This is a genomic window from Rhizobium sp. BK049 (assembly GCF_014193135.1).
In the GTDB taxonomy this organism is placed as follows: Bacteria; Pseudomonadota; Alphaproteobacteria; order Rhizobiales; family Rhizobiaceae; genus Rhizobium.
In genome coordinates, this window is record NZ_JACHYV010000010.1 from 28,804 (window position 1) to 54,083 (window position 25,280).

Annotated in this window: 21 protein-coding genes, 1 other RNA gene and 1 pseudogene; 6 read left to right on the plus strand and 17 right to left on the minus strand. The window is 60.9% G+C overall.

Annotated elements, in window-relative coordinates:
* The first annotated feature begins 11 nt into the window (after window positions 1-11).
* Both FHT70_RS12705 and FHT70_RS12710 read left to right on the plus strand, forming a co-directional pair.
* The gene (locus tag FHT70_RS12705) at window positions 12-299 is read left to right on the plus strand and encodes a copper-binding protein (protein WP_183701570.1); all 288 of its coding nucleotides are present in this window, start codon (window positions 12-14) and stop codon (window positions 297-299) included.
* 56 nt (window positions 300-355) lie between these two features.
* Window positions 356-817: a DUF411 domain-containing protein gene (locus FHT70_RS12710; protein WP_183701573.1), complete on the plus strand. Its 462-nt coding sequence runs from the start codon at window positions 356-358 to the stop codon at window positions 815-817.
* Between the two features lie 33 nt (window positions 818-850).
* On the opposite strand, the gene FHT70_RS12715 is transcribed toward FHT70_RS12710, so the two are convergent.
* The 16 genes and pseudogenes from FHT70_RS12715 to FHT70_RS12790 all read right to left on the minus strand — a co-directional run.
* Window positions 851-1,219: a hypothetical protein gene (locus FHT70_RS12715; protein WP_183701576.1), complete on the minus strand. Its 369-nt coding sequence runs from the start codon at window positions 1,217-1,219 to the stop codon at window positions 851-853.
* A gap of 80 nt (window positions 1,220-1,299) precedes the next feature.
* The gene (locus tag FHT70_RS12720; protein ID WP_183701579.1) at window positions 1,300-1,791 is read right to left on the minus strand and encodes an EF-hand domain-containing protein; all 492 of its coding nucleotides are present in this window, start codon (window positions 1,789-1,791) and stop codon (window positions 1,300-1,302) included.
* 99 nt (window positions 1,792-1,890) lie between these two features.
* Window positions 1,891-4,107 (minus strand): copper-translocating P-type ATPase, encoded by a 2,217-nt coding sequence (locus FHT70_RS12725; protein ID WP_183701582.1) that lies wholly within the window; start codon window positions 4,105-4,107, stop codon window positions 1,891-1,893.
* Window positions 4,100-4,777 (minus strand): isoprenylcysteine carboxylmethyltransferase family protein, encoded by a 678-nt coding sequence (locus tag FHT70_RS12730; protein ID WP_183701585.1) that lies wholly within the window; start codon window positions 4,775-4,777, stop codon window positions 4,100-4,102. The genes FHT70_RS12725 and FHT70_RS12730 overlap by 8 nt, the downstream gene beginning before the upstream one ends.
* Window positions 4,770-5,039 carry a DUF2933 domain-containing protein gene (locus FHT70_RS12735; protein WP_183701588.1) on the minus strand — a complete coding sequence of 90 codons (270 nt, stop codon included), beginning with the start codon at window positions 5,037-5,039 and terminating at the stop codon, window positions 4,770-4,772. Before FHT70_RS12735 ends, FHT70_RS12730 begins: the two co-directional genes overlap by 8 nt.
* Before the next feature lie 55 nt (window positions 5,040-5,094).
* Window positions 5,095-6,573 carry a multicopper oxidase family protein gene (locus FHT70_RS12740; RefSeq protein ID WP_183701591.1) on the minus strand — a complete coding sequence of 493 codons (1,479 nt, stop codon included), beginning with the start codon at window positions 6,571-6,573 and terminating at the stop codon, window positions 5,095-5,097.
* A gap of 90 nt (window positions 6,574-6,663) precedes the next feature.
* Window positions 6,664-7,041 carry a hypothetical protein gene (locus tag FHT70_RS12745; protein ID WP_183701594.1) on the minus strand — a complete coding sequence of 126 codons (378 nt, stop codon included), beginning with the start codon at window positions 7,039-7,041 and terminating at the stop codon, window positions 6,664-6,666.
* 22 nt (window positions 7,042-7,063) lie between these two features.
* On the minus strand, window positions 7,064-7,369 hold the full coding sequence (locus tag FHT70_RS12750) for a hypothetical protein (RefSeq protein ID WP_183701597.1): 306 nt from the start codon (window positions 7,367-7,369) through the stop codon (window positions 7,064-7,066).
* A gap of 124 nt (window positions 7,370-7,493) precedes the next feature.
* On the minus strand, window positions 7,494-8,438 hold the full coding sequence (locus FHT70_RS12755) for a lysozyme inhibitor LprI family protein (protein ID WP_183701599.1): 945 nt from the start codon (window positions 8,436-8,438) through the stop codon (window positions 7,494-7,496).
* A gap of 357 nt (window positions 8,439-8,795) precedes the next feature.
* Window positions 8,796-10,451 (minus strand): site-specific integrase, encoded by a 1,656-nt coding sequence (locus FHT70_RS12760; protein WP_183701601.1) that lies wholly within the window; start codon window positions 10,449-10,451, stop codon window positions 8,796-8,798.
* A 1-nt stretch (window position 10,452) separates the two neighbouring features.
* On the minus strand, window positions 10,453-10,983 hold the full coding sequence (locus FHT70_RS12765; protein ID WP_183701603.1) for a hypothetical protein: 531 nt from the start codon (window positions 10,981-10,983) through the stop codon (window positions 10,453-10,455).
* Between the two features lie 23 nt (window positions 10,984-11,006).
* Window positions 11,007-12,962 carry a site-specific integrase gene (locus tag FHT70_RS12770; RefSeq protein WP_183701605.1) on the minus strand — a complete coding sequence of 652 codons (1,956 nt, stop codon included), beginning with the start codon at window positions 12,960-12,962 and terminating at the stop codon, window positions 11,007-11,009.
* On the minus strand, window positions 12,962-13,843 hold the full coding sequence (locus tag FHT70_RS12775; RefSeq protein WP_183701607.1) for a hypothetical protein: 882 nt from the start codon (window positions 13,841-13,843) through the stop codon (window positions 12,962-12,964). Before FHT70_RS12775 ends, FHT70_RS12770 begins: the two co-directional genes overlap by 1 nt.
* Window positions 13,756-17,922, minus strand: coding sequence for a hypothetical protein (locus FHT70_RS12780; protein ID WP_183701609.1), 4,167 nt, complete (start codon window positions 17,920-17,922; stop codon window positions 13,756-13,758). The genes FHT70_RS12775 and FHT70_RS12780 overlap by 88 nt, the downstream gene beginning before the upstream one ends.
* A gap of 2 nt (window positions 17,923-17,924) precedes the next feature.
* Window positions 17,925-18,857: a thymidylate synthase gene (gene thyA, locus FHT70_RS12785; RefSeq protein WP_183701612.1), complete on the minus strand. Its 933-nt coding sequence runs from the start codon at window positions 18,855-18,857 to the stop codon at window positions 17,925-17,927.
* A 417-nt stretch (window positions 18,858-19,274) separates the two neighbouring features.
* Window positions 19,275-19,802, minus strand: a pseudogene (locus tag FHT70_RS12790) (thymidylate synthase); the annotation flags it as partial.
* 111 nt (window positions 19,803-19,913) lie between these two features.
* Here FHT70_RS12790 and ssrA point away from each other — a divergent pair.
* From ssrA to FHT70_RS12810, 4 genes are all read left to right on the plus strand, one after another.
* Window positions 19,914-20,275, plus strand: a transfer-messenger RNA (tmRNA) gene (ssrA, locus tag FHT70_RS12795).
* A 126-nt stretch (window positions 20,276-20,401) separates the two neighbouring features.
* The gene (locus FHT70_RS12800) at window positions 20,402-20,917 is read left to right on the plus strand and encodes an SspB family protein (RefSeq protein WP_064803733.1); all 516 of its coding nucleotides are present in this window, start codon (window positions 20,402-20,404) and stop codon (window positions 20,915-20,917) included.
* A 50-nt stretch (window positions 20,918-20,967) separates the two neighbouring features.
* Window positions 20,968-21,162, plus strand: a complete 195-nt coding sequence (locus FHT70_RS12805) for a DUF4169 family protein (protein WP_085778743.1) — start codon at window positions 20,968-20,970, stop codon at window positions 21,160-21,162.
* A 103-nt stretch (window positions 21,163-21,265) separates the two neighbouring features.
* Complete coding sequence (locus FHT70_RS12810; protein ID WP_183701857.1) at window positions 21,266-21,490, plus strand: ribbon-helix-helix domain-containing protein; 225 nt, start codon at window positions 21,266-21,268, stop codon at window positions 21,488-21,490.
* Window positions 21,491-21,542: 52 nt separating this feature from the next.
* Here the strand turns inward: FHT70_RS12810 and FHT70_RS12815 are convergent, their stop codons facing one another.
* Window positions 21,543-25,250 (minus strand): AsmA-like C-terminal region-containing protein, encoded by a 3,708-nt coding sequence (locus tag FHT70_RS12815; protein ID WP_183701615.1) that lies wholly within the window; start codon window positions 25,248-25,250, stop codon window positions 21,543-21,545.
* Window positions 25,251-25,280 lie beyond the last annotated feature (30 nt).

Here is a 25,280-nt window from a genome sequence, read left to right on the forward strand (position 1 = left end):
GAGCCACGAATATGAAAACTGCGATAATCAAAATCAGTCTAGCCGCCCTTCTGTCCGCCAGCGCGGCCTTCGGAGCGTTCGCTGAGGAGTTCACCAAGGGCGTCGTCAACAAGGTCGACGTCAAGGCGAAGAAGGTCACCATCAAGCATGAAGACCTGAAGAACCTCGACATGCCTGCGATGACGATGGTCTTCCGCGTCGAGGACCCGGCTCTGCTCGAAAAGCTGAAGGAAGGTTCGAGCATCGAGTTCGTCGCCGAACGCGTGAATGGCAAGCTGACCGTCACCGAAGTAAAATAGCGGACGCCTGCCGCCCGGATCCATTCCGGGCGGCAGGACATCGAGGAGTGGAGACGATGCACAGGAGAACCTTCATCGCGATGGCGGGTTCCGCCATGGTGTTTCTTGCCGGGAAGGGTAACACGACGGTTCCGACGGAAATCACGGTCTACAAGGATCCGACCTGCGGCTGCTGCCATGCATGGTCGCAGGCGATGGTCGACGCAGGCTATTCAGTCGACGTGCGAGACACGGACGACCTTGCCTCTGTCAAGGACAAGCTGGGCGTGCCCGCCGACATGGAAGGCTGCCATACGGCGGTCGTCGAGGACTACTATCTGGAAGGACATGTTCCGCTCGAGGCCGTCGAACGGCTACTGCAGGAGCGTCCGCCGCTCGAGGGTTTGGCCGTGCCGGGCATGCCGCCTGGCTCCCTGGGAATGGGTGACGACCCGAAGGCATCCTACGACGTGCATGCGATCCCGTCAGGGATCGGTGCGCCATACGTGTTCATGGAAATCCGCCCCCCGAAAGGCTGACCTCTCGATCGACCAAACATGCCGTACTGGCGATCAGGAGACCGGAGCGTTGCACAGCGCCGCCCAGAGATCGTGCTTCCAGTCGGTTCCCGGCCGCGCCGAAACGTCGATTGGATAGTCGGTGGAATTGATCCGCACCGTGGCGGGCGAAACGCAGCGCACGCTCGCCTTGTGCCGTCCGCCGTCCCGATAGAGCACGGCTCCGCCACCGTCGAATTCCGACAGGGTGATGACGACGTCGAAGTCGAAGGCGGGATCGCGGGAGACCGCGCCCTCCGCCAGACTGAGACTGACCGACCGGCTGCCACCGAACGAAGCGGTGTGGAAGACGGCAAGCCCGGACGCCGCCGACATCGATGCGGACTGCGCGCAAAGGATCAAAGTCAGAAGGACTCGGCGCATTTACCCCTCCCGCGGTGAATGCATTCCGATCCTATCATATCCTCGGAGGCTCCGCGACAGCGCCTTCGGGGTCGTCTCCGCTACGGCCCCCAGAACGTCTGCATCTCTTCGGGCGTGACCTTGCCGTCCTTGTTGGCGTCCACGCTACCGAAGATCCGCTTGTGGATCGCCGTCACCTCCTCGAATGACAGCGCGCCGTCCCCGTCGGTGTCGGCGATCGCGAACATGATCTTCATCATGGATCCGCGCATGCCCATCGTCGGCATGCCCCCCATCATGCCGGGCTGCATCGGCATGCCCCCGGTCGCACCAGGCTGCATCATCATGCACTGCATTGGCATCGTGTTACCTTGGCCTTGTGCCATCATACCGGGCTGCATCATTCCTGATCCGCCCGGCATTGCGCCCTGGGCTTGTGCGATCGTGCCCTCCATTCCCGACAGCGGGGTCGCCTGCGCCGAGTCAGCAGGATGATGGGGATCCGCCCCGCTCGTCTGCGCGAGGGCGAGACCTGCACTTCCGACGGCGATCGCCGCGGAGAGCAGGATAACATTTGGAATTGTCGTTCCCATGTCGTTTCTCCTTTGGTTGGTTCTATCCGCACCCGCTTCCCGGAGGTGGGAACAGGATGGATTCGAGTGTCGTGTCCAGAGGCCGCCCAACGGAACCACCTAGTCGATTGCCGAACGGCGCAGCCTGAGCGAGTTGGCGATGACGCTGACCGATGACAACGCCATGGCGGCGGCCGCGATGATCGGCGAGAGCAGCAGCCCGAAGGCGGGATAGAGAACGCCTGCAGCGATCGGCACGCCCGCAGCGTTGTAGATGAAGGCGAAGAACAGGTTCTGGCGGATGTTGCTCATGGTTGCGTGGCTGAGCATGCGTGCCCGCGCGATGCCCTGAAGGTCGCCCTTCAGCAGCGTGACACCGGCGCTCTCGATGGCGACGTCGGTGCCCGTGCCCATGGCGATGCCGACGTCGGCGGCGGCAAGCGCCGGGGCGTCGTTCACCCCGTCTCCTGCCATGGCGACAACGCGCCCTTCCGACCGAAGCCTGGCAACCACCTTGCCCTTGTCCTCCGGCAGGATCTCCGCCTCGACCTCGTCGATGCTGAGCCTCCTTGCCACCGCCTGCGCCGTCGTCCGGTTGTCCCCTGTCAGCATGACGACGCGGATGTTCTCCTCCTTGAGAGACCGGAGCGCCGCTGGGGTCGTGCCCTTGATCGGGTCGGCGATGGCGACAAGACCGCCGACTTCGCCGTCGACGGCGACGTAGATAACCGTCGCGCCTTCGCCGCGCAGCGTCTCGGCCTCGGCCGCGAGCGACGACAGGTCGACGCCCGCCTCGGCCATGATCCGATGGCTGCCGATGACAAGATTCCGGCCGTCGACCGTACCGGTGACACCCTTACCGACGGGACTGTCGAACTCGCGGGCCTCGCCCAGGGCAAGGCCCCTCTCCTGGGCCGCGGCGACGATGGCCGCGGCAAGTGGGTGTTCGCTGGCACGCTCGAGCGTTGCGGCCAGTCGCAGGAGCTCCGCTTCGTCGAATCCTTCGACGGCCCTCAACCCGGTCACCTTGGGTCGGCCTTCCGTCAGCGTGCCGGTCTTGTCGACGACCAGCGTGTCGATCTTCTCAAAGCGTTCAAGCGCCTCGGCGTTCTTGATGAGCACGCCCATTCGCGCACCGCGTCCGACGCCGACCATGATCGACATCGGCGTGGCCAGTCCGAGAGCGCATGGGCAAGCAATGATGAGCACGGCGACGGCCGCGACAAGGCCGTGGGCGAAGCGAGGCTCCGGTCCCCAGATGCCCCAGGCCACGAAGGCGGCGACCGCGATCAGGATCACTGCCGGAACAAACCAGCCGGACACCTGATCGGCGAGCCTCTGGATCGGCGCGCGGGAGCGCTGGGCCTCAGCCACCATCCGGACGATCTGAGATAGCATCGTGTCGCGCCCGACTTTGCCTGCCTTCATCACGAAACCGCCGCTCTGGTTTATCGTACCGCCGATCAGCTTCGCACCGACCTCCTTTGTCACCGGCATGGATTCGCCGGTGATCATGGATTCGTCGACGGAGCTTCGGCCCTCGACAAGCTCGCCGTCGACAGGGACCTTCTCGCCAGGTCGGACGCGCAGGCGGTCGCCCACCACGATTACCTCGAGCCCGACGTCCTCGTCCGATCCGTCTTCACGGATGCGGCGGGCCGTCTTCGGTGCGAGGTCGAGCAGCGCCCGAATGGCACCGCCGGTCTGCTCCCTCGCCTTGAGTTCGAGAACCTGGCCGAGCAGCACCAGCACGGTGATGACAGCGGCCGCCTCGAAGTAGATCGCAACAGAGCCGTCGGTGGCGCGGAACGTGGCGGGAAAGATGTCCGGCGCCGCCGTGGCGACGACGCTGTAGAGCCAGGCGACGCCCGTTCCCATCGCGATCAGCGTGAACATGTTGAGGCTGCGGTTGAGGAGCGAGGCCCAGGCCCGCTCGAAGAACGGCCATCCCGCCCAGAGCACGACCGGCGTTGCCAGCACGAGCTGGATCCAGTTGGAAAGCTGCGCGCCGAACAGCATGTGCAGGTTGGTAAGGTGACCGCCCATCTCCAGGGCGAGAACGGGCAGCGTCAGCACCAGACCGATCCAGAACCGCCGCGTCATGTCGACGAGTTCTGCACTCGGCCCCGCGGCAGCACCCGTGATCTCCGGCTCCAGCGTCATGCCGCAGATCGGACAGGTGCCGGGTCCGAGCTGCCGGATCTGCGGATGCATCGGGCAGGTGTAGATCACGCCTTCCTGAACTTTTGGCCCGGCACCCTCGGGGATCGCCGGCTTCTTGTCCCCATGGTGATGATGGCGGTGGGCATGGCCCTCGTAGGCGTGATGATCAGTCATGGACAGCTCCTCCGCGATGGCTTCCAGCGGCATCCGTTCCGCGGCCGAACCTCGGAAGGAACCGGGGAACCGTTCTGGCATAGGCGTCCCACGCGGCTCCGAATGCGGCCCGCGAGGCCTCCTCCTCGCTCTTAGCAAGGCGCGCGTAGACCCAGACCAAAATCGGGAACATGGCGAGCGTCACCAGGGTCGGCCACTGCAGAAGGAATCCTACCATGATCACGACGAACGCGTCATACTGTGGGTGCCGGACACGGGCGTAAGGCCCCGTGGTCGCCAGGCGATGCTCGCGCTGGGCGGCGTAGAGCACGTGCCAACTCGAGGCGAGCAGCCAAAAGCCGGCGATGATCAGGATGTTGCTCGCGAGATGGAACGGCCCGAAATGCGGATTGACCCGCCAGCCGAACATCATCTCCAGCAGGTGGCCGGCGTCGTGCGACCAGAAGTCGACGCCGGGGAACTGCCGCCCGAGCCAGCCGGACAGCAGGTAGATCGTTAGGGGGAAGCCGTACATCTCGGTGAAGAGCGCGACGACGAAGGCGGAGAAGGCGCCCAGCGAGCGCCAGTCCCGCTTCGTCCCGATCTTCGTGAAGCTCGCGGCGAAGACGATGAAAACCACGGAATTGATGATCACCAGGCTCCAGAGCCCGTAGGCCGGGGTGTCAGACATCGTCGGTCTCCTTCGTCTTCTGCTGGACCATTCCGGCCCGGTGGTTGGCATGGTCGTGGCCGGAATGGCCACCGTGACCGCCGTGGTCGTGATGCATGAAGAGATGCATCAGCGGGCAGGCGAGGATGAGGAGCCACGGCAGGATCCCCAGGACATGCACGCGGTGTTCGTAGGCGATGAGCGCCAGCGCGATCGCGGCGAAGGCGATGAAGACGGTTCGGCTGTAGCTGCTCCAGGCCGATGGAGGATGGTTGTCGTTCATGGGGATGCCTCGTTCGAAGGGGGTCGGGGAAGGCTTCGAGGTCTCTTGAACCGCGTCAGCCGATGCCGTCGTAGGTGACGAAGGCCATCATGCCCGACGCCATGTGGTAGAGGTGATGACAGTGCAGTGGCCAGCGGCCGGGATTGTCGGCGTCGAACGCCAGGACGACGCTCGCCATCGGCGGCAGCAGGACAGTGTCCCTGACCGCGCCGGCGACCGGGGTTCCGTTGATGCCGACCACCTGGAAATGATGCCCGTGAAGGTGCATCGGATGCGCCATCATCGAGTCGTTGCTGATCGCCACCTCTATCCGCTCGCTACGCTTCACGACGAGACCATCGGCCCCGTCGACGCCCCAGGTGTAGGCGGCCATGTCGCCCGTCAGCGACAGATCGAAGCGGCGGTCCGCCTGACGTGCCTTCAGCGGGCGCAACGGCTGCAGCCGCTGTTCGAGATCGAGCCCGAGAACCGGCCCCTTCGCATCGCCCTCGACCGCGATCTTGCGGACGGTCGCGCCCGCGGTTGCGAGGATGATGCCAGCGCGTTCGAGGTTCCCTTCGCGGAGGGCGAGGACGGGAAACACACCGCCTTCCTTCGGCAGCCTCAGGCGGATGTCGAGGCGCTGGCCCATGGAGACCGGGAAGGATGTTCCGGGGACCGGCTGCACGCCCTGCCCGTCGACGGCGACCAATTCTCCGGAAAGCTGGCCGGTATCGATGGTGAAGGCGGTCGCCGTCGCGCCATTGATGATCCGAAGGCGGACGCGAGCATCCTTCTCGACCCTTACGACCTCAGGATCATCAAGCGTGCGGTCATTAGCGAGATACGCGTCGTAGTCGAGGTCGTTGAGGTCCATGGCGCCGATCCCCGGCATTGCCATGCCCGCCATGTCGCTGCCGGACATCATGTGCTGCATGCCTGACATGCGCTGCATCGCGCCGTGGTCCATCGGCTTGGCCCCGTGCGCGGCATTCCCCTTCAGCTTCGCCAGCAGTTCCTCAGCCGACGTGAAGGAGAAGTCGTGCAGTAGGACGACGACCTCCTGCTCGTCCCGCTTCCGGTCCTCCGCCGTCCGCACGATCAAAGGGGCAGCGAGCAAGTTCTGCTCCTGCAGCGTATGGGCGTGCATCCAGTGCGTGCCGCCCGCACCGACCGGAAAGGTGTAGCGGCGGGTTTCGAAAGGCTTGAGAAGCGCCGCCGGATTGTCCGGCACCCCGTCTGCCGCCCAGGGCGGCGCCAGCCCGTGCCAGTGGATCAGCGTGGGTTGATCGATGGCGCTCGACAAGGCGACGTCGAATTCGGTTCCGGCGTCGAGCGTCAGTCCGGGTGTTCCATCCGGACCGACCAAGCCGAAGACGCGGGCGGATCTACCCTTGACTTCGATGGACCGGTAACCAACGGACAAGCTGCGCGGCTCGGAAGATGTCTTGGCGGCAGCGTCCTGCGCCAGGCTGCGCATGGGACGAAGGGCGACCGATGTGCCAAGCGCGGCTGCGCCGACCATCAGGCCGTTGAGAAATTCACGACGTTTCATTGCGGTTGGTCCTTGTTTCCAGGTCTTGGGCATCCGGGAGAACGCCCGTGAAACGACCGGATGCCGCAACGAAGACGGCCTCCGGAATCCTCAGACCGGACGACGAGGAGGACCGAGCGTCGGTGACGGCGCCAGACCGCTGCCGGTCTGGTCGCTCCAAAAAAAACGAAAAAAGAAACCCGTGGCCGTGGGATCTTCCGTCCGCTGGATGGTGGCCAGGACGACGCAGAAGCCGCACGGGACGGTGCAGCAGGCCTTGTGGTCGGAAGTGTGAAAGCCGCCTTGAGGCGTGAGGTGAGCGTCGTTGTTCAGGACGAACGAATGCTCCAGATTGGTTTGTCCGTGAGCCGGACGCTCATGGCACTGCATCGCCTGCGCGCCTGCCGTAGGCGCAAGCAGAACCGCGAGTGCGACCAAGGAGGCCAGCACTGCGTTCACCCATGCGAACCTGCGGCGGCGGGCGGTCATGTGCGCGGCTCCGCTCCCCTGCTCAACCGAAACGCCGGCTGATGAAATTGAAGATCGCAGCGATCGATGCTCCTGCATAACCACCGAAGATGACGCTTTGAAGGAGACCCAGCGCCAGGCTTCGAAGATCGAAGCCCGTCAGGCCGAGATAGAACTGCAGCCACGGCCTGTGCAGGCCCCATTCGGGGGCAACGAACCCGAGCAGCATGCACAGCAAGAACGAGATGGAGGCGAAGACGGCAAGCGTCGCGCCCAGGACTGGAACCGAAACACGAGCCGGCGTGGCCGGGGATGTCTCGGAATGGACATTCAGGATTGTGTTCGCCATTTGACGATCCTCCGCCGTGCTGCACATGCAGCCACCTTGACAAGCGAACAATGCACCTCCCGGTCGCTTGCTTCCTTGATCTACATCAAGAACGCAACACATGGTCTCCGAAGGGTGGCCTGTGTCAGAGGCTCTCGCGACTTTCGATGAATTCTTGGAGGCTTTCCGCACGCTCATCGGCAAGCGCCTGTCGCCATTCCGCCACCAGCATGGGATGAAGCGTTCCACCTTCGGCGAAGGAGGCAAAGAACGCCGCGTCGCGTTTGCAGAATTCTTCCCACGCCGCCTGGCTCTCTTCCAACAGTTGGAGATTGATACCCGGAATTTCACGGATGGTTGCCAGCAGGGAGGCGACCTCATCCTCGGCGGCTTGAAGATTTTGGACAGCGTCCATTGTCATCTGCGTCTGCGTGAATGGAAGCGTGCCCTCGATATGCTTGACAGTAATCCAGTCGCAGGCTTCGATAAAAGCAGCGGCCGCACTGCAGAAGTTGGCGACGTCCTCGTCCCCGTAGGGCCGTTGCCCTGAGAGTTCGTGCACCAGGATGTGCCGGGCCGTGAAGATCCCGCTCAACAGGCGCATAGTTGCGTCGATGTCTTTGATTATCGGCTCCAGCGGAAAGCGTTCCTGATCCTCCGTCCAACGTCGATGGGATGTCCGAAGCTCCTCCTTGGCGTTCGGCAGCAAGGCCGTCAGAACTTTCATGACGGCGTCCACGCTGCTCAGGCTGATCGCGTGCGCGACGATGTCGCCAGGGCTGAACTTTTGCCTCTCGATGCCGTCGGCGAAGATGAAGTCCAGTTTCAGATCCTTGACCAGTAGCCTCGACCTCTCGGCGAAAACCTCTTCGCTGGAGTCGACCATCTGTCCGACCATGGATCGCACGAATACTTCGACGATGGTCGCAAGCCTGACTACCACATGGTCGCCGATGAAAGTCTCACCCGGGGGCCTGGCCTCCCAGGCCTTAGCCAGTTCGGAGATCTGAGAAACAAGATCCGATCCCCGCCGCGGCTTCCCGTGGCGCTCCTTCCACTCGATGATTTGCTGCGGGTCGAGATATTTCATGCCGAATTAGTATCAAATCTGCCGCGGTGGGCAATCCACGATCGCCCAGGCGAACACCAGTGGCGCGGTGAATTCTTCCTCGGCCGAATCCTGCGCGGGTTGATATGATGCCTCGCCCTTATTTCCAGTTGAGCGATGCCCGCATATGCACCGGAATGATTGATCAACCGTATTTGATCGAATCCCGTCCCGTACCGTTAAGAGTCTCTCGCTGTGGAGGCATCGGATCGAGACAGAGCTGAAAAGAGGATAGTACGCAACGACTTCGCTTGAAACACGAGGTTGGCTTCGACCTGGCTTGGCGGAACCTATCTACAAGACAACCTCCATGATCAAGCTAAGCCACCTATGCGACGGTCATGCCGCATTTGCCCACGCATCTTCGAAGAGCCTGGCGCGATCGATCTCGTTCGTCACACGACGGAGCAGTCTCCAGGCCTTGTCGTCCTCGCCTCCTTCCAGGAACTTCCGTGCGCTCTCGACAGTATCGAGCATATCCTGCCTGCGCGCCGGACTGGCGGCGTCGAAGCTAGGGGCTGCTCCCTGCGACTTGAGGCGGGCTTCCTCCGCCCGTCGAAACATGATGTCGTGCAGATATGGTTCAAGGGAGCGCGGCGAACTGTGTCCCATGACCTGTGCCGTGATGATCAACGCGGTCTCGTGCCACCCGGACGAAGGATCGAGAGAAACTCCGACCTCTTCTAAGTGTCGCAGAGTCAGTTCCACCGCGTTGTGTGCGAACCTCGCTCGAAGCCGATGGATGTTCGCGTTGTACACCAGCGCGGCCCGGAACAGTTCGGCGCATATGCGAGACACGCTGTCGGTCACGAGAGGAGATCCGCGCTGCGATAGAAAAACGGCATGCACGCCTTTCCCGCCCTTCGCCGATGCGATCTCGTGCCGCTCGCTACGAACATAGTTGAGCGTGTCCCAGATCAGGTCCGCCGGAGCATACAAGACGCCGCCGTACGATCGTCGCTTGCGCTTCTTGAGCTTGATGATCCACTGGTCCTTTTCAATCAGCTCGGCGATTTCTTCTTCGGTAGCCGGCAGATCCTGCAGCCGGATCGACAAGATTTCGCTCACCCTTGCTCCGGTCCGCAATGCCCAGTTCATGATGAGAACGTTGCGCACGCCATGCCGCTGGACGTCGGTGAAGGCGTAGATGCGATCAATCTCCTTGAAGGTCGGAGTGTATCTGCGTCCGTACTTCGTGCCATCGCCCTTTTCAAGGAAAGGCCACACCCAGTATACCCGCGTCCGACCTTTGGACGTGAGGACAGTGACCTCATGGGACGAGATTGGAAATTCGTAGGCAAGCATGGATTCCGCATAGGCGCTGGGGCGGCCGATCTGAACCATATGCCTGACGATACCGTGCTCTTCGGCCCATTTGAAGAAGGAGTGGACAGTCCGCAACAGAGCATTCCGCCGCGGCTTCTTTGTATCCCCTTCGCGTAAATCTCCCTGCCAGTTCAGAAGGAAGTCATCATCCACCGCTCTGAGAGGAACCCGCCTCTTTCGGCGATATTTTATGAATTGCCTCATATGCTTCGCCGTCTCCTCCACCGTCGACCAAGCCCTTTTCAGTTTTACGATGAGATATCGGAACCAGTCGTTGACCTCCTCGTCGAGACCGGACGGCCAGACGAGCGTCGGAACCTCCCAGATATGCTTGTGGAGCTTGACGGTGGAGCTGATTATCCGTCCATCGTGCCTGGGCAATCGTAGCAGCACGACGTTGTCCGCCTCTTCCGGCGACGACTGCCAAGCGCTTTGCCGCCTCGATTCGATCCTTGGCCCCTCCCATCCGCCGATCAGCCTTTTCAAGCGGGGACTGGAACTGAGCGTGGCGGCCTTGCAGCCGATCAGGCGGGCGAGCCACGGGCGGCTCAGGCCCTTCCGCGTCCAAAATGGCTCCTCCCCATGGAAGTCCGCGTCGAAGAGTCTCCGGAGTCTTTCCTCTAGGACCTTGGCGGATGTCCTCTTGGTATCGGCTTGCTCCTCAGACATCTCACACCTTCCGCGGTCTGGTGCCGGGTAGGTGCCGAAGCAGCCATTGGATCCGCTCGTTGAGTTCCTTGATGGTGTCGTGCAGCTCGGAATTGATCGTTTCCAAATACCTTGCCTTCTTCTCCTTTTCCTCAAGGTGGTAACGGACCTCATGCCACTGACCGGTGACTTTGGAGAGTTCGCGCCGTAGGCACTCCGTTTCGCTTTCAGCCTCGAGCCGTCGAATCTTTTCAGGCTTGTAGGGTCGCTTGGAGGTTTTCCTAGTCGCGGAACTGGCCTTCTGACCGCCCTCCTTTGCATTGAGCGCGTCTATCAGGCGTTTGATCTTCTTGACCTGGACACCGACATCAGGATCCGTTGTCGTGAACTTCGTCTTCGAACCGATGGCAAGGATACCGATCGCGGGATCATTCCATATTCGGACCGTGTTGAGGCTTCGTGGACGATCGACGCCTGGCGGAACCCCGTTCTTGTTCCACTTCTCCAGCAGTTCGAGACGAGCGGCTATACGTGTCGAAAGGCTCTGGACCACACGTTTCCTCCTTTGTTCGAGCATCAGCGTTTCAAGGATTCGCGGTACTTCGAGAGCACCACGACCTTCTCGGACGCTAGTTCGGCGAAGACGCCCGAAGCTTGCACCGCGCTCGCCTCGAGTTCCTCGATCTCCAGCTCGATGTAGCCGACGTTTCCTTGCGAGATCAGCGCCCAGGGACACGCAGGGCAGATAGCGGGTCCGGCCACCGCGAAATCGGGTCCGACCGCGCCCTGTTCAAAGCCGGCTTCTTTCCGGCATGCGGCACGCTCGCATCCCCCTTCCGTATGTGGGCAGCAGCAGGTCGCCCAGGGCTTCGGCGTCAGGACAAGATGCTGCTTCGACATTGAGCGCAGGATGATCGCGGCCATCCGCTCCGGAACGATCTTCACAGCATCCTCGAACTTCCGGCGAAGCCTTTGAACGAACTTCTTCAGACGGTCACCCATGGCTCCGACCAGTTCGTCGCCCTCGGCGATCCGATGCGCGACGAAGATCTTGTAGCCCGCCATCTCCTTAAGCCAGATCGCTGACGTTTCCGGGTCGAGACGCAGATAGTCGTTCGCCGTCTCGAGATCATAATGCCGGAGGTGATGAGCGAGCGTCTCCTTCTTTCCGTGGTATCGGTATATGAACAGCACAGCGAAGAAGCGACGGAACTGCCGGGGTGTCCATTCCCAGGCGAGCTTCTTTCCACCGCGGTCCACGTAACTGTCGACCCCGAACTTGTGGGCAATGCCCTTGATCGTCGCTTTCAGCTTGATCCGGCGGCCGCTGACCGGATCGTTCAGCGTGAAAAGATTCTGACCGTCGTCGGGGTTGTCAACGTCGAAAGCGCGCAGCGCCTCGACCGCTCGGGCGACGATCCTTGGAATGGGGATCCACGTCCACTTGCGTTCGGACTTTTCGATATAGACGTTCAGCCACCAGCCGTCCAAATCGTTCCCGGCCAGGCAGTTACGGCGGAGCTTTAGGATTTCCTCCAGGCGCCGCGCGGTAAATGCAGCGATCAAGACGAACGCCGCGGCGACAATCCATTTGACCTCCGTTTTCATTTCGGACGCCAGCTCGCGGCTCCAAGCTTCGGTGTCTCTGGAGCGCCAAACCCCGAGATATCCTGATGCAACCTCCCGCGCGTTGCGTTGGATGTAGTTGGCGCTCTCCGAAAGGAACTTCAAAACGAGCTCGGGCGGCGCGATCGGGGTCGGCTCCGTCGTCGCGCCCAAGGCTCTGGCCCGCTGCGATGCCCCCTCCGGGAAAGGAATGAAATTGATCGAGGGCGCGGCCATGAAATGGCGCAACTGAAACATCGCTTCGAAGATCGTCGTGATCACGTGAACGTTCTGGACGGTGACGGTTCCCGTCCCGGATCGCAACAACGTCTTGCCATTCAACCGCGCCGTAGCCTGGTTGATTTCCCTGTGCAAGGACGTCCGGCCCCAGTCTCGCGGAAGGTGGAGGTCGTCAATAATACGATTGAAGTCGAAGACATTGTTTTGAGCATAGATGCCAGGAACGTCATTCCAACTCTGAAATTTATCAAGGGCAGCTCGAAGAAGCTTCGAGGCCGATGTCACTCCATCTTTTCCAGCCGCGCTCGCTTCGCAGATCGCGTCGACATCATCCACCGTCAGTCTCGCAAACGACTTGTGTCCACGGGCGACGATTCCATATGCGAGTTGCATCACCGACACCGCATAGAGGCGGTGCCTGTCGGCGTCCTTGATCCACGTGTAGTTGCCCTCGCGAATCCAGAAGACGAACTCCTTCACAGTGGCGTAGAGCTCCGGCTCGTCGGTCAGGATCCTGCCGTTCGGAAGCCTCACGCGAAAGCTGAATGTCCGCGGCGTGCCTTCTCCCTTCGTGTCCTTGACCGTCCATTCGTCTGCTTCATAGGGAGCGTCCAGCCATTTGGCCGTACGATCGAGGATACGACGGGGAGCGGACGCGGTGGTCAGCCCGGCAACTCTTTGCGCCACTAGAACGGCCTCCTGTGTTTAAAGTTGGGATGCGCCATCACCTGATCGGCCAAGGCCTGCGCTTCGCGCCAGATCCGCGCCATGGCGGTGAAGGTTATCTTCTTCTCAACGACTTCGATGAAGATCAGCCATGGGAGCCAGACCGAATGCCACCGCTCCGGCCGGTCGCGGACCCACTCCGCCTCGGCTTCGATGAGCGACGCGCGCCATATGATCATGAAGGCGAGGTCCTGCTTTCGCGCGATCACGATCAACTGCGGGCAGTTGTTCCAGCAATCGAGCTGCGTGCAGGCGCTTCCCTCGTTTCCCGGCCTTCCATTGCGATCGCGACAGAAGGTTCCCAGTCCCGTTTCAGCAAGGGTGGCGACTTTCTCGTCTACCTCCTCTTTCGAGTAACCGAGCAGCGCCTGCGCATCCTCCTCGGCGTAGACGGTAAGCGTCTCCCAGTTGTCGAGGAATTCGCGGATTTCCACATCGCGCATGTAACGGGTCGGCGGATGGTTCGTGTAGCCCTGACTGACGTTGAGTCCGTGCTGCCCGAGTGCCGCGGCGACATGCGCGTTGGCGTCGCCTTCGAGGGCAGCGATGAGCAGCACAGTCGGCCGCAACATCGATGGGGTCAGCCCGAGATCTGCGAGTTCCGGTATACCTGCGACTATCCTCTTAAAGAGGCCTCTTATCCAATACTCCTCCAGAGGTTTGGAGCGAGTTCTAAAGTTTCCGACGAAGAGAAGTCTGCTTTCGTCCACGTCCAGTGTGGCACGCAGATCAGCAAGCGAGTCGACCAACCATTTCATGGCCTCGACGGCATGAGACCGTTCGTCCAGATGGGCATGTATCGGCTTTCCGCGAGCCCGTGCCTTCTCGCCGGTAATATGCACGCAGCCGGCGATCTCGGAAGGCTCCATCGCGCCAACGAAAAGGGCCGCCCTACGGCCACGTTGGCTCCCGATCTCGCGAGGAAGAGGATCACCGCCGCTCCCACGGCGTCGGAATGAGGCGTGACGTATCCTTCGATGTGCGGTTTTCCCCCGAACTCGAGCGCTCGTTTGACGAAGAACTTGCCAAAGGTCACCTCGTCTTTCGGATATAGCCCGCCAAAGCGGTCGGCGATGAGCCGGACGAGATTGGCCAGGGCACGGTCCGGTTCGTCGAGGGGAAAGTATCGTCTCATGTCGAGACGGCGGCGATGCTCGTTGTGCGAGCCCGCGACAAGCAACTCCTCCCAGCCGTCGCCCAGTTCCTCGCCGATGGCAAGCAGCTCGCGACCGCGATCCCAATGTCGCCGCCATCGGATGTAGACTTCGGCAAACGCATCGTCGATCAGGGTCATTCTGCGCTTGAGGACACGCAGGATTATCGCCGCCGGCGTGTCGTCGGGCTTGACCTTGCCTTCGGTGAGCTCCTTTCGCAGGGTTTTCAGGAAGCCGGCCTCGTCGTTCGGGTCGATGTCTATTTCGCGCAGCCTGGCAGCTTCGTGAAGCATCGCCGTGGCGAAGACGAGGTAATCGTCCACTCCCTCAGCCCTCGGCCCTTGCGCGATGGTCCGCCGATGCTCCGACTGTTCCCCTTTGCCGCGGAGCGGCAGATCAAGTTCGGGAAGCGTGCCGTAGTTCGAGAGACGCCTTATCACCTTGGTTGCGCTTTTGAGCTTCGTGTCCGGGGTACTGCCCCTCAGCTCAGGATTCTCATTGACCCACGAGGCGTACAACTGGGTTGCGAATGTCCAGTCCGCAGCCGCGACCGACCTGACGCCGCCGGCGCTAAGACCTGTCTTCACTGCACGGCAACTTGGCTCTTGGGAAGACCCGAAAAACCGCAGCATCTCCATCAGCGAGTTGTAGGCATCCTTCGCCGCACTCTGACCCTCGGTCTGGAAGCCTTGACGGAAGGCTCTGCCTACGCGTACGAGAAACTGCCTGGACCATCCGAGGTCCTGCAATGTCCTAAAGGAGAAGAGCCGCCCGGCGAAGACGTGACACAGCTCGTCAGCGTCGACCTGCGCCCGAAGCTTTTTGTCGGCCGCGTTTATGACCTCCTTGAAGGGAGACCGAACGATACGACCCATCGAAATGCCCGTCCTCGACGAAAGCGCCGTGCGGTCGTACGACAATCCGGTCTTCGCGATCTCGGGATTGTCATCAAGGGTTGCGACAAGCAGATCGACTTCGGCCCTGATGGGCTTGGAGAGGTAGCCGCTCGAAACGATTAAGCGATCGTACTTCTCGATCAAGGCGAGAACGCGAGGATTGCGTACCAGCACAGCGTTTGTGTCAGACATATTGAAGCGCCGATAGAAGCTTCTCCGTTCAACCCCGCCATCACGAGTCTCCAGCGTTCCATCCTCCATCGACTGAATGAGCCACGCTTCCATCTCCGGAATCTTCGCCTCGTGAATATTCTGGCGTCCCCCCGTCGCCTCTTCATAGTCATGAAGAATGTCGACGTAGTGGGTCATTGCCGTGATCGAGAATCCAAACTTCCGCGTCAGACCGCGCCGGTCGATCTTTCCTCCCCGACTGCGCGGTATTCCACCGGACACCAGGTAGCTGTTGAGGATGTCGACCAGTCGTCCCCTGGTGTTGTCCAGACCGTAGTATTGGTGTTTCTCCAACATCGGATAGTTTGAGACCACCTCGGCCGCGGCAGGAGACAAGATCGTCTCGGCGGGTTGGTGCTTGCGGAGACACGGATGCTCCGAGAGGCGTGGGTTCCCAGAGTTCGCCTGTTGCTCCGCGACGGGCGTGACGTCGACCTTTTCCGGAATCCCTCCGGTCAGGCGCTCGGCGACCTGACCATTCAGTCGAAGTGATGCATCAGCAGATGTCACATTGTCGTTCGTCGCAACGGATGTAGGAGCGGATTCGATTTCATCGCAGCCGAGGGTCGATTTTGAAAGATCGTTCCCGACCGGAGTTCCGTCCGCAGCCGCGGCAGCTCCCGCCTTCGAAGCAGGTTTGTCCTCTTTGGGAATCGTCGGCGCGGTCGTGTTCACCGCCCTGTCGACGACTTCGTAGTCGTGAACAATATGCCGGTAGGATCCGAGTGCTCGATGATTTATGCCTAGGCCGCGCGCCAGGGCGATCTCGTCCAACGTCCCGTCGGAGGCACGAGGCAGTCCGTCGCCACTGACCATGGCGTTTAGCACGGCGACGGCTCGACCAAATGCGCTGGATGGATTGTGATTCTGGTGACGAACTAGCGAAGGATGAGGCGGTGGAGGATTGTTCGACCTTTCCTCGTTGCTGAATCGATCGTTCGAGACGAACCTTGTTGCGATGTCGTAGTCGATAAGGATGTGATCGTAGGTGGGAAGCTCCGACCGGCCGATGCGCAGGATGTTCTGGACTTCAGATCTGTTCAGACCACCGTATGCAGTTCGGGGCAGCCCTGGCCCCAGGATCATTTCGTTCAGAATGGATACGGCCCGGCCAAGGGGGCTGTCAGGCGGATACTCTTGGTGACGCTTCAGTTGCGGAAAGAACACAAGGAGAGGTCCCAACCAATCTCCACTGCTTCCGTCCGGTACATCCTCGCCGCCGCCAGTTCCGCCCTTCTTGTCTTGGATGACCTGCGAAAAATCGCCAGGCCAGCCGTTGCCGGCGACCCGGTCTTCGCTTCGATCATTCATATTCAGTACTGCGACATCCCGGCGGCCCTCCGCAACATCAGAGCATCCGTCGATGTCCTCCGCGACCGCACTATCCGCAACGGAATGGGGCGACATCGCATCGGCGATCGCTGCGATGCCGGTGCCGTGTCGCTCGCGGTACGCCTCCACTTGCTGCGCGTAGCGAGCAAAGACGTTCTCGGCGATGCCCGATACGGCAACTAAGGCCTGAGCCAGATAGAAGCTGCGGTCGATGGAACCGTCGGAGAGAAGCCGAAGCTTGCCGCGTCCGAGATCCGCCGCCACCGCTGCGTCGATTAAGGCGAAGACTGTGTCATCATCAGTCGGCTTGATCTCCGTTGCAGGCCGCCGTCCGTCATCAGCATGCTTCTCTTTCTCGATGTCTGCCGATGGATGGACCTCTTCGTCCTCCGGGCGGACAACGGGCCCTCGCGAAAAGCCGTCAGCCTTCGTACGAATCCCGGCATTTTCAAATAACGGGGCCTCGGCAGGATCCGGTTCTGGGATACGAGAAGCGATTTTGTTTCCTGCGGCTTGCTCCTTCGCTCGGGCACGCACGGCCTCGTCGCGTCTCGCCGCTTCGCACTGGTCAACGAGGATGTCATACTTCTTTAAGAGGACGCCGATCTCCGGAAACCGGATCTCGAAGTCCGAGTGGGTGATTCCGAAAGCCGACTTGAACTGCGCCCTTGCCACTCCGCCGCCACGGCGAACTCTAAGCGTACCGTCCGCGAGATGGGCCTCTAGCCATTTCTCCATGCGCCGGAGGTCGTCGTCGCGATAGCGCTTGGCGCCACCAAGCTTTTCTTCGAAAGAGGTGAACACCGGGATGTACGATGTGAGCGCCGACTTGGTGACGCCAAGCTGTGTAGCGTAATGTGTCCGGTCAATCTTTCCGCCCCGACTGAACTTCAAGGTACCGTCGGCGAAATCTCGTGACAGAAGCCCGAGAAGGAGATGCTTTGTCTTGAGCTCGCCGAGTTTGGCCTCGTATTCTTCGAACAGCTCTTTGTAATACTGCGTATTGCTGCATCCAGCACGCTGGGCGTAGTGCAGCTTGCTTATGAACCCGGACTTCGAAAAAACGACGCGTCCGTTCAGGAAATCTTCATGGAGCATTGATCGCAGCTTTTCTTCAGTCGAAACCTTCCTGGGGCCAAGGTCATCGAACGGCGCGAACACTGCGAGAGGGAGAGCATTTTTCGTCACGCCGAGACGGCGCGCATACGCGGTCCGGTTCACCGAACCGAGCTCGTTCCAAATTATCTTGCCTTGCTTCCGGTCTTTCTCAAGCTCTTCAAGAAGCCTGGTGGCCAGGAGCGAAGCCATCGCTAGACTGCGACCGGTGCCTCGATGGCGGGATGCGGATCGTATCCCGTCACCTCGAAGTCTTCGATCCTGTAGCCGTCGATGCTATCCGGGCGCCTCAGAAGACGAAGCTTTGGAAACGGCCGTGGCTCCCTCTTAAGAATCGTCTGCGCAAGTTCAATGTGGTTCAGGTAGAGATGGACGTCGCCACCGACCCAGACGAGCTCATTCGGGTCCATATCGACCTGCTGGGCGACCATAGCAAGTAACGCCGCCTGCTGGCAGACATTAAATGGATTGCCAAGTCCAAGGTCGTTCGACCTGGTGCCTACCATAAGGGAAATCTTCGGACGTCCGGCACTGCCTCCCTCGTCTCCCGAACCAATTCCACTTACAAAAAACTGATAAAAATTATGGCACGGATTTAAGGCCATCTGGCCTAAATCCGCCACGTTCCATGCATGGAAGAGCATGCGGCGGCTCGCAGGATTATGCCGCAGCGTCTCAATAACCGTCGCGATCTGGTCATGCTCACGGCCGTCAGGCCCGAGCCATCGGCGCCATTGCTTCCCATAGACGGGGCCGAGATCGCCCCACTCGAGTGCGAACTGCTCATCTTCGATCACGCGGGCTTCAAAATCTTCCTGACTAATCTGGATGCCGGTTGCCTTGCGATACTTGTCCAGCGGCCAATCAGTCCAGATCCGCACGTTGCTCATCAAGAGCGACCGGATATTCGTGTCCCCGGTAAGGAACCAAAGCATCTCCTTGACCGCCGTCTTCCAGTAAACGCGCTTGGTCGTATAGACCGGGAATGTTCCGTCCGACATGTCGAACCGCATCATCGCTCCGAACGAAGCAAGCGTCCCGACTCCGGTGCGGTCGATACGCTTGTCGCCCTTGGTCAGTACGTGCTCGACGATGTCGAGATATTGGTATTCCGGATGACGGGCCATGAATCTTTCCTTGAGTCTTACGCGCGATCGTGACGTCCGAAATTGGACAAAACAACCGGTCTGGGATTGAAAGAGACGAAACCAGCACAACTTATATGGGAGTGCGTATTTTTACGCACCCGCCGATTGACTGGTCTCACTACGATATGACTGCGTCCAAAGATGGCCGATGGGGGCAGCGAAACGCGCAGCATCACTTTCTGACCATCAAAATCAGAACCGCGGTGATACACCTACGCACTCCTTCTACGGAGAGCAGGAATGTAACGTCGCCGACCACCCGTCACCACCAGTGGCCATCATGCACTCTGAGACCCGCCGGGCTTCGCCTAGAGGACCGGTACACTATGGTCATTTTCAATGAATCGTGGAATTACAGGTATTTACGATCGAAGATACCGACTCGATACCGGAAAAGAACGGCACGCCAAGGAAAATATCGGCGGAACGCTGGTACAACTGGCAGGAGAGTTTGCCGTCGGCCACGTAGAACTGAAACAGGCAATGGCAGGGCGGCAGCGCCATCTGGTCGACCTCGGCCGGATTCCAGGCCGAGACGATGTGGCGGCGTGAGTTCGGATTGTTGACGATACCTTTGACGAGATTGGCGATCTGGTCGATATGGCCACCGTCCGGTGCCGGCCAGGAGCGCCACTGGGCACCGTAGACCGGTCCGAGATCGCCGTTCTCGTCGGCCCACTCATCCCAGATCGAGACGCCGTTCTCCTTGAGATAGCGGATATTCGTTTCGCCCTTCAGGAACCATAAAAGCTCGTGGATGATCGAGCGCAGATGCAGCTTCTTCGTCGTCAGGACGGGAAAGCCTTCCTCGAGATCGAAGCGCATCTGGTAGCCGAAGACCGAACGCGTGCCGGTGCCGGTGCGGTCGCCCCGGTCGGAGCCTTTTTCCATCACATGGGAGAGGAGATCGAGATATTGCTGCATGTCGCGCTGATTCCGTTTTCTCCAATTTAAGCCTTCGCTTTGAGGAAACCAATCGCAGGCGGATATTTTCCCGTTCTTTCTGCCGCCCGACATAAAGCTTTTATGACGTTTGCCCTTTCCTTGGACGACGGAAATCACTATATCAGCCCTGCCGGCTCTCGGGCCGGCTATGGCAATAAATGAGCGGTGTAATAAACCTATTGGACCCGGGGGCGGTACCCGGCGCCTCCACCAAAAACCGGCGGCATCAAGGCCGGCTTCTGATGGGGGCGAAATAGGATCGACAAGGGTGTAAAGATCGACTTTTTGCTCGGCATTGTACCGCCGTTATCGGGCTAAAATTGTAGTTGCAAACGACAACTATGCGGAAGCTCGTCTCGCTGCTTAATCGCGGTGTGACACTTCAATCAAAGTCCTAGTGGTTCGCACCTCTAGGCGGGGTCCGAAGGCACCTGGCAACAGAAGCCTTCACCTTCTCCCTCAGACTGAAATCATGTATGCTGATCTATGCGTGACTCGGCTCCGGACTTTCCCAAGGCGCCTGAACGTGCCATAAACCTTGTGAAAAGACTTCAGAACCGACGAAAGACAGGAAAAGCATGGGGCAGGATCATATCCGCTACGACATTCTGGCGCAGGATGCACTTCGCGGCGTCATCCGCAAGGTTTTGGCGGAGGTAGCAACGACGGGTCGTCTGCCCGGCGACCACCACTTCTTCATCACCTTCCTCACGGGTGCCGCCGGCGTGCGCATCTCCCAGCACCTGAAGTCCAAATATCCCGAGCAGATGACTATTGTCATCCAGCATCAGTTCTGGGATCTCAAGATCACCGAAACGCATTTCGAAATCGGCCTTTCCTTCTCCGACGTTCCGGAGAAGCTGGTCATACCGTTCAATGCGATCCGCGGCTTCTATGATCCCTCGGTCAATTTCGAGCTTGAATTCGACGTGCCGCTCGCCGACGGCGAGGAACTGCCTTCCGGTGAGATCACCGCCTATCCCGTCGACGCGGCAGGAAAGCCCGATGAAGCCGCCGGCGCAAAACCGGCCGACGGCGAAGAGAAAAAACCGGGCTCCGTCGTCTCGCTCGACTCCTTCCGCAAGAAGCAGTGATTTCAAAGGGAGGCCGAGCCTCCCTTTTTCATAAGGATCAAGCCTCGCGCATGAGCGCCGAAATCATCAATCTGCGCCAGTTTCGCAAAAAGCAGGCCCGCTCCGAAAAGGAGAAGCAGGCCGAGCAGAACCGTATTTCCTTCGGCCGCACCAAGGCCGAAAAGCAGCTCACCCGCACTCTGAACGAGAAGGCCGACAAGGCTCACCGCGATGGCCGGATCGAGACGGATGACGACGGCGCATGAAGCTTCAAGCGAAGCTTAAAGAGCCGGAAATGAATCGGCGATCAGCCACTTGCGCGATTTCCTTGAATCGATCCTCGAAGCCGATTGCGATGTGAACCGGCTGATGATCCGCAAGCACTCGGCGACACTGCATGGCCATCGCACCAGCTTTTCGCTGGAAGATGAATTCTGGGCCGAGCTGAAGACGATTGCGGCAAGCCGTTCCATGTCGCTTGCCGCCCTGATTTCCGAGATCGACGACCACCGCCCGCCGGACAGCAACCTATCCTCAGCGCTGCGGCTCCATGTGCTTTCGTGGGCGAAGGCCGGCTGTGGCGGCCGGCCGTGACGCCGGGAAAATAAAAATCTGAAATATCAGGCGACGCAAACCCCAAGCGTCTTCATTGCGCCTGAATACCCGGCAGATGGTCGAAATCGAGCTGACCGGGCTGCATCTGCCCGGAGCGCCGGGCCGCCTCCGCCTCGGCGGCCGCCCTCGCCTGCGCATCAGCCTTGGCTTTTGCCTCCGCACGCGCGGCCTCCGCCTCGGCAGCAGCCTTCTGCGCAGCCGCCTCCTGCGCCAGTCTTCGCAGCCGCTCTTCCTCCGCCTGCCGTTGCCGTTCGATTTCGGCCGCTCTGACGCGCTCGGCGTCATTGAAACGATAGAGCGCCACCTCGCGGCGCAGGCGCTGCTTTTCGAGCACGATCGCCTGCAGCCGCTCGACCCGCCGCCGCTCGCGCTCAAAAGCGCGCAGCGACAGGTAGCTGGTGATATCGGTCACGTCCATTGTCTTGCCGGGTGACGGCAACATGCCGGAAAAGTTCAGCCGCAGCGCGGGTTCGACACCAGGAAGCGCCTCCGCGCCTGGATTGAGGCCGATACCGACCGTCGCGCTGATCCGCTGCTCCGGCAAGGCGATCTGCGCGTCGGCGGTAACCCGGGCCAGATCGTTGGCCACGGTCACATTCTGCACCCTGAGCGTCCCGTCGGTGACGTTGAAGGGTATTCCGAGCGGCGGCAGCTTCGCCTCGCCGTTGTTGAGCAACGTCTCGACGATCGGATGCACCTTGCCGGCGTTGATCTGTTCCTGCATTGGGTCGGTGGCGGCAAGCAGCGGCGGAAGAATGGCAAGGTTCAGTCCGCGTATGCTCATATCGCCGAGTCTCAGCTCCCCCGAACCATTGAGCGAGCTGGCGATCTCACTGATCGTCTTGCCCGAGGCCTCCATCGACAGCGACAATCCGAACTTGCCGTTGGCGATCGGTGCGCCGTCACGTAGCCAGATGACCCCGGCGAGATCGGAATCGGCAAGCGCCAGCTTCGTCTGCAGGAAACCGGTGCCGGCGGCATTGGTGAAGAGAAGATTGCCGGTGAGCTTGCCGCCTTCCCAGTTGCCGGCCATGTCGTTGAGCTGCAACTCGTCGCCCTTATAGGCGACGTTGCTGGTGAAATCGGACACGGCTGTTTCCGGCAGGCCGGGCCAGAATTCCTTGGCCGACAGCTTCACCCTGACGTCCAGATCCTTGAAGGTGGGCAGGCCCAGCGGCGCCTTCGACAGCGTGCCGCTGGCGGGATCGACGATCTGGCCCAACACCGCCTCGCCGAGCCAGCCGGCATCTGCCTTGGCAAGCGTCAGCTCGCCGCTCGCCGTTGTCTTCGCAGCCTTGCGATCGAAGGTCAGCGCACCGGAAAACGCGTTGTCGGCCGCATGTCCCTTGAGATCGGACAAAACGATCTTGTCGCTATCGACGGCGGCATTGACCTGCAGGCCGAGCGGCAACCCCGTTCCGGTCTGCGGCAGGGCAATACCATTCATGATGAGATAGGGGTCGATATCGGCGCTGTCGAGCGAAAGCGCGATCTGGCCATTCATGAAGCTCTCCGGCCGCACGTCAACCTTGCCCTTTGCGGTAAACGAGGTCCGGTCGGTCGCAAAGGTCAGCGCCGCATCGGCAGGATCGTTGCCCGACGCCTTAACCTTGAGGGTCAGGCGGCCATTCGCGCCGACATCGACCGGCAGCGGGTCGAGCCCGGCCTGACCGAACAGGATTGATGGCACGGCGTTTTCGAGCGTCGCCTCAAGGCTCGTCGTGCCGTTGCCGGTCAGCGCCAGGAGATCGGACATGCGGTAGTCAAGGTTCACCCGGCTGCCGTTCGTGACGCCGGCCAGCGTCACTGTCATCGCATCGCCCTCGTCGCCGCCGAGCGTCAGCGCACCGCGCAACGCCGTATTGCCGTACCAGCCGGCATTGCGCACCAGCCGATCGAGCACGGGATGGTGCGGAAGATGCTCGCGCAGCATGGTGAAGAAACCGCCGGGATCGGCCGATTTGAAGGTGATCTCACCCGCACCCTTATAGTCGAGCAGCGAGCCTTCTGCCCGGCCGGTCGCCGTCAGCTCGGCGCCCGCGAGATTCTTGACTGACAGCCGGTCGACCGCAAGCGCCCCGTCGGCAATCGTGAAGGTGGTCTCGACATTCTCGGCGTCAACCCCGAAGGCGGTGAACCTGTCGGCCCTGAGCTGCGCGGCGATCTTATGGTCGAGGACATTGTCGCCGCTCTCCTGCCCGGTCGCGAGACCGGCCAGCGCCTGCAGCGCGTCAAGATCGAGCGTGTCGCCATTCAGCGCCACCGACAGGGTCGGCGTCTGGCCGGAGATCGCCTGCCGTTCCAGCCGGCCCTTCAGCGTCGCCGATCCGATGGCGATTTCGAGATTTTCGAAACGCTGCAATTCATGAGTCAGGCTGACATTGGCGGAAAAACCCGCCTGCCGCAATTGGCGGATGGCCGGGTCGACCGAGCCGGCCAGCCAGGAGGCTAGTCCCGTTGGCTGGTTCGAGGCAACCACGATCTGGCCGTTGAACGAGGGTTCTCCCTGAAGCAGGAGCTTGCCCTTGCCTTCCACCTGCGTGCGCCCTGGCAGCGTGCCGACGGCGCTGTCGATCATCCAGCCGGTACCGGCCGGCTCCAGCTCCAGTTGCACATCGCGTAGCGTTGTGTCGCCGGCAACGATGGCCGGCAGTTTGACGCTTGCCTTGCCGGGCACCTGCGGGATCGGCACCTGCGCGACGATATCGATCAGAGAATTCAACCGTTGGCGCGCCGAAACCGCGGCATCCCGCGTCGTCTTGCCGGCCGCGCCCTGATTGCCGATGCGGTTCACGTCTATCTGCTGCCCGTCGGCGGTCAACAAGAACTCAGGCGCGTTGCCGGTATCGAGTGTCGCCTCCCCGGTTATCACATAGGGATCGTCCGTCGGGCCGATCTCCATCCGGTATTCGGGAATGCGGATACGTTCGTTGGTAAGCTCGAAGCGACCCTTGAGCCTCGGCGGCTGCTCGTTCTTGTTGGCCGACCTGGCGCTGTTGCGGTTTTCGATCGCCGCCGAAAGCTGGCCCTGATAGTTCGGCTTGCGGTCGACCAGCTTCAGTTCGCCGTCGAGATCGATACTGACCGGATGTTTGTCCGGCGACAGCTTCGTGCGCATGCGCAGCACGCCCTTCTCGTCCGGCTGGCTGCTCGAAATCGAGAAATTGCCGTGTTCGCCGTCAAGGGCCGCATCGCCCTCGACGCGCCAGGGGCCGGCGAGCGATTTGGCCGACATCTCCGCATTCAGCCCAGTGATACGGCGCGCCCGGCCCGACTGGTCGTCAAGGAAATCGACTTCGCCGCCGCTGACATGCACATTTTCGAGAACGACTGTTTTGGCCGGTATTTCGGCGCGGCTGCCGCGCATCCAGTCGAGTGTGCCGTCCTCGAGCAATCTGAGGCGCACCTTCGGATTGACGACGCGCATATCAAAGATCAGCGCCTCGCCCGACAGGAAAGGCGCAAGCTCGGCATCCATGGAAAATTGTTCGACCTTGACGATCGGCGTGCCGTCAGCCTCCTGCCCGACACGCACGTCATGCAGCGTCACCGACGGAAACGGCAACAGACGGGCATCCACCGTGCCGTGGACGGTGACTTTCTTACCGATGATGCGGCTTGCCTGATCCTCGAAGTTCTTCCGGAAATCCGTCCAGTCGATGAACAACGGCGCAAGCAGCGCCACAAACAGCACTACGACGATCACTCCCCCCAGAAAGACGAGGAACCGGCCTACCAATGCAAGGATTCTCCATTCGGGATTGTGTTG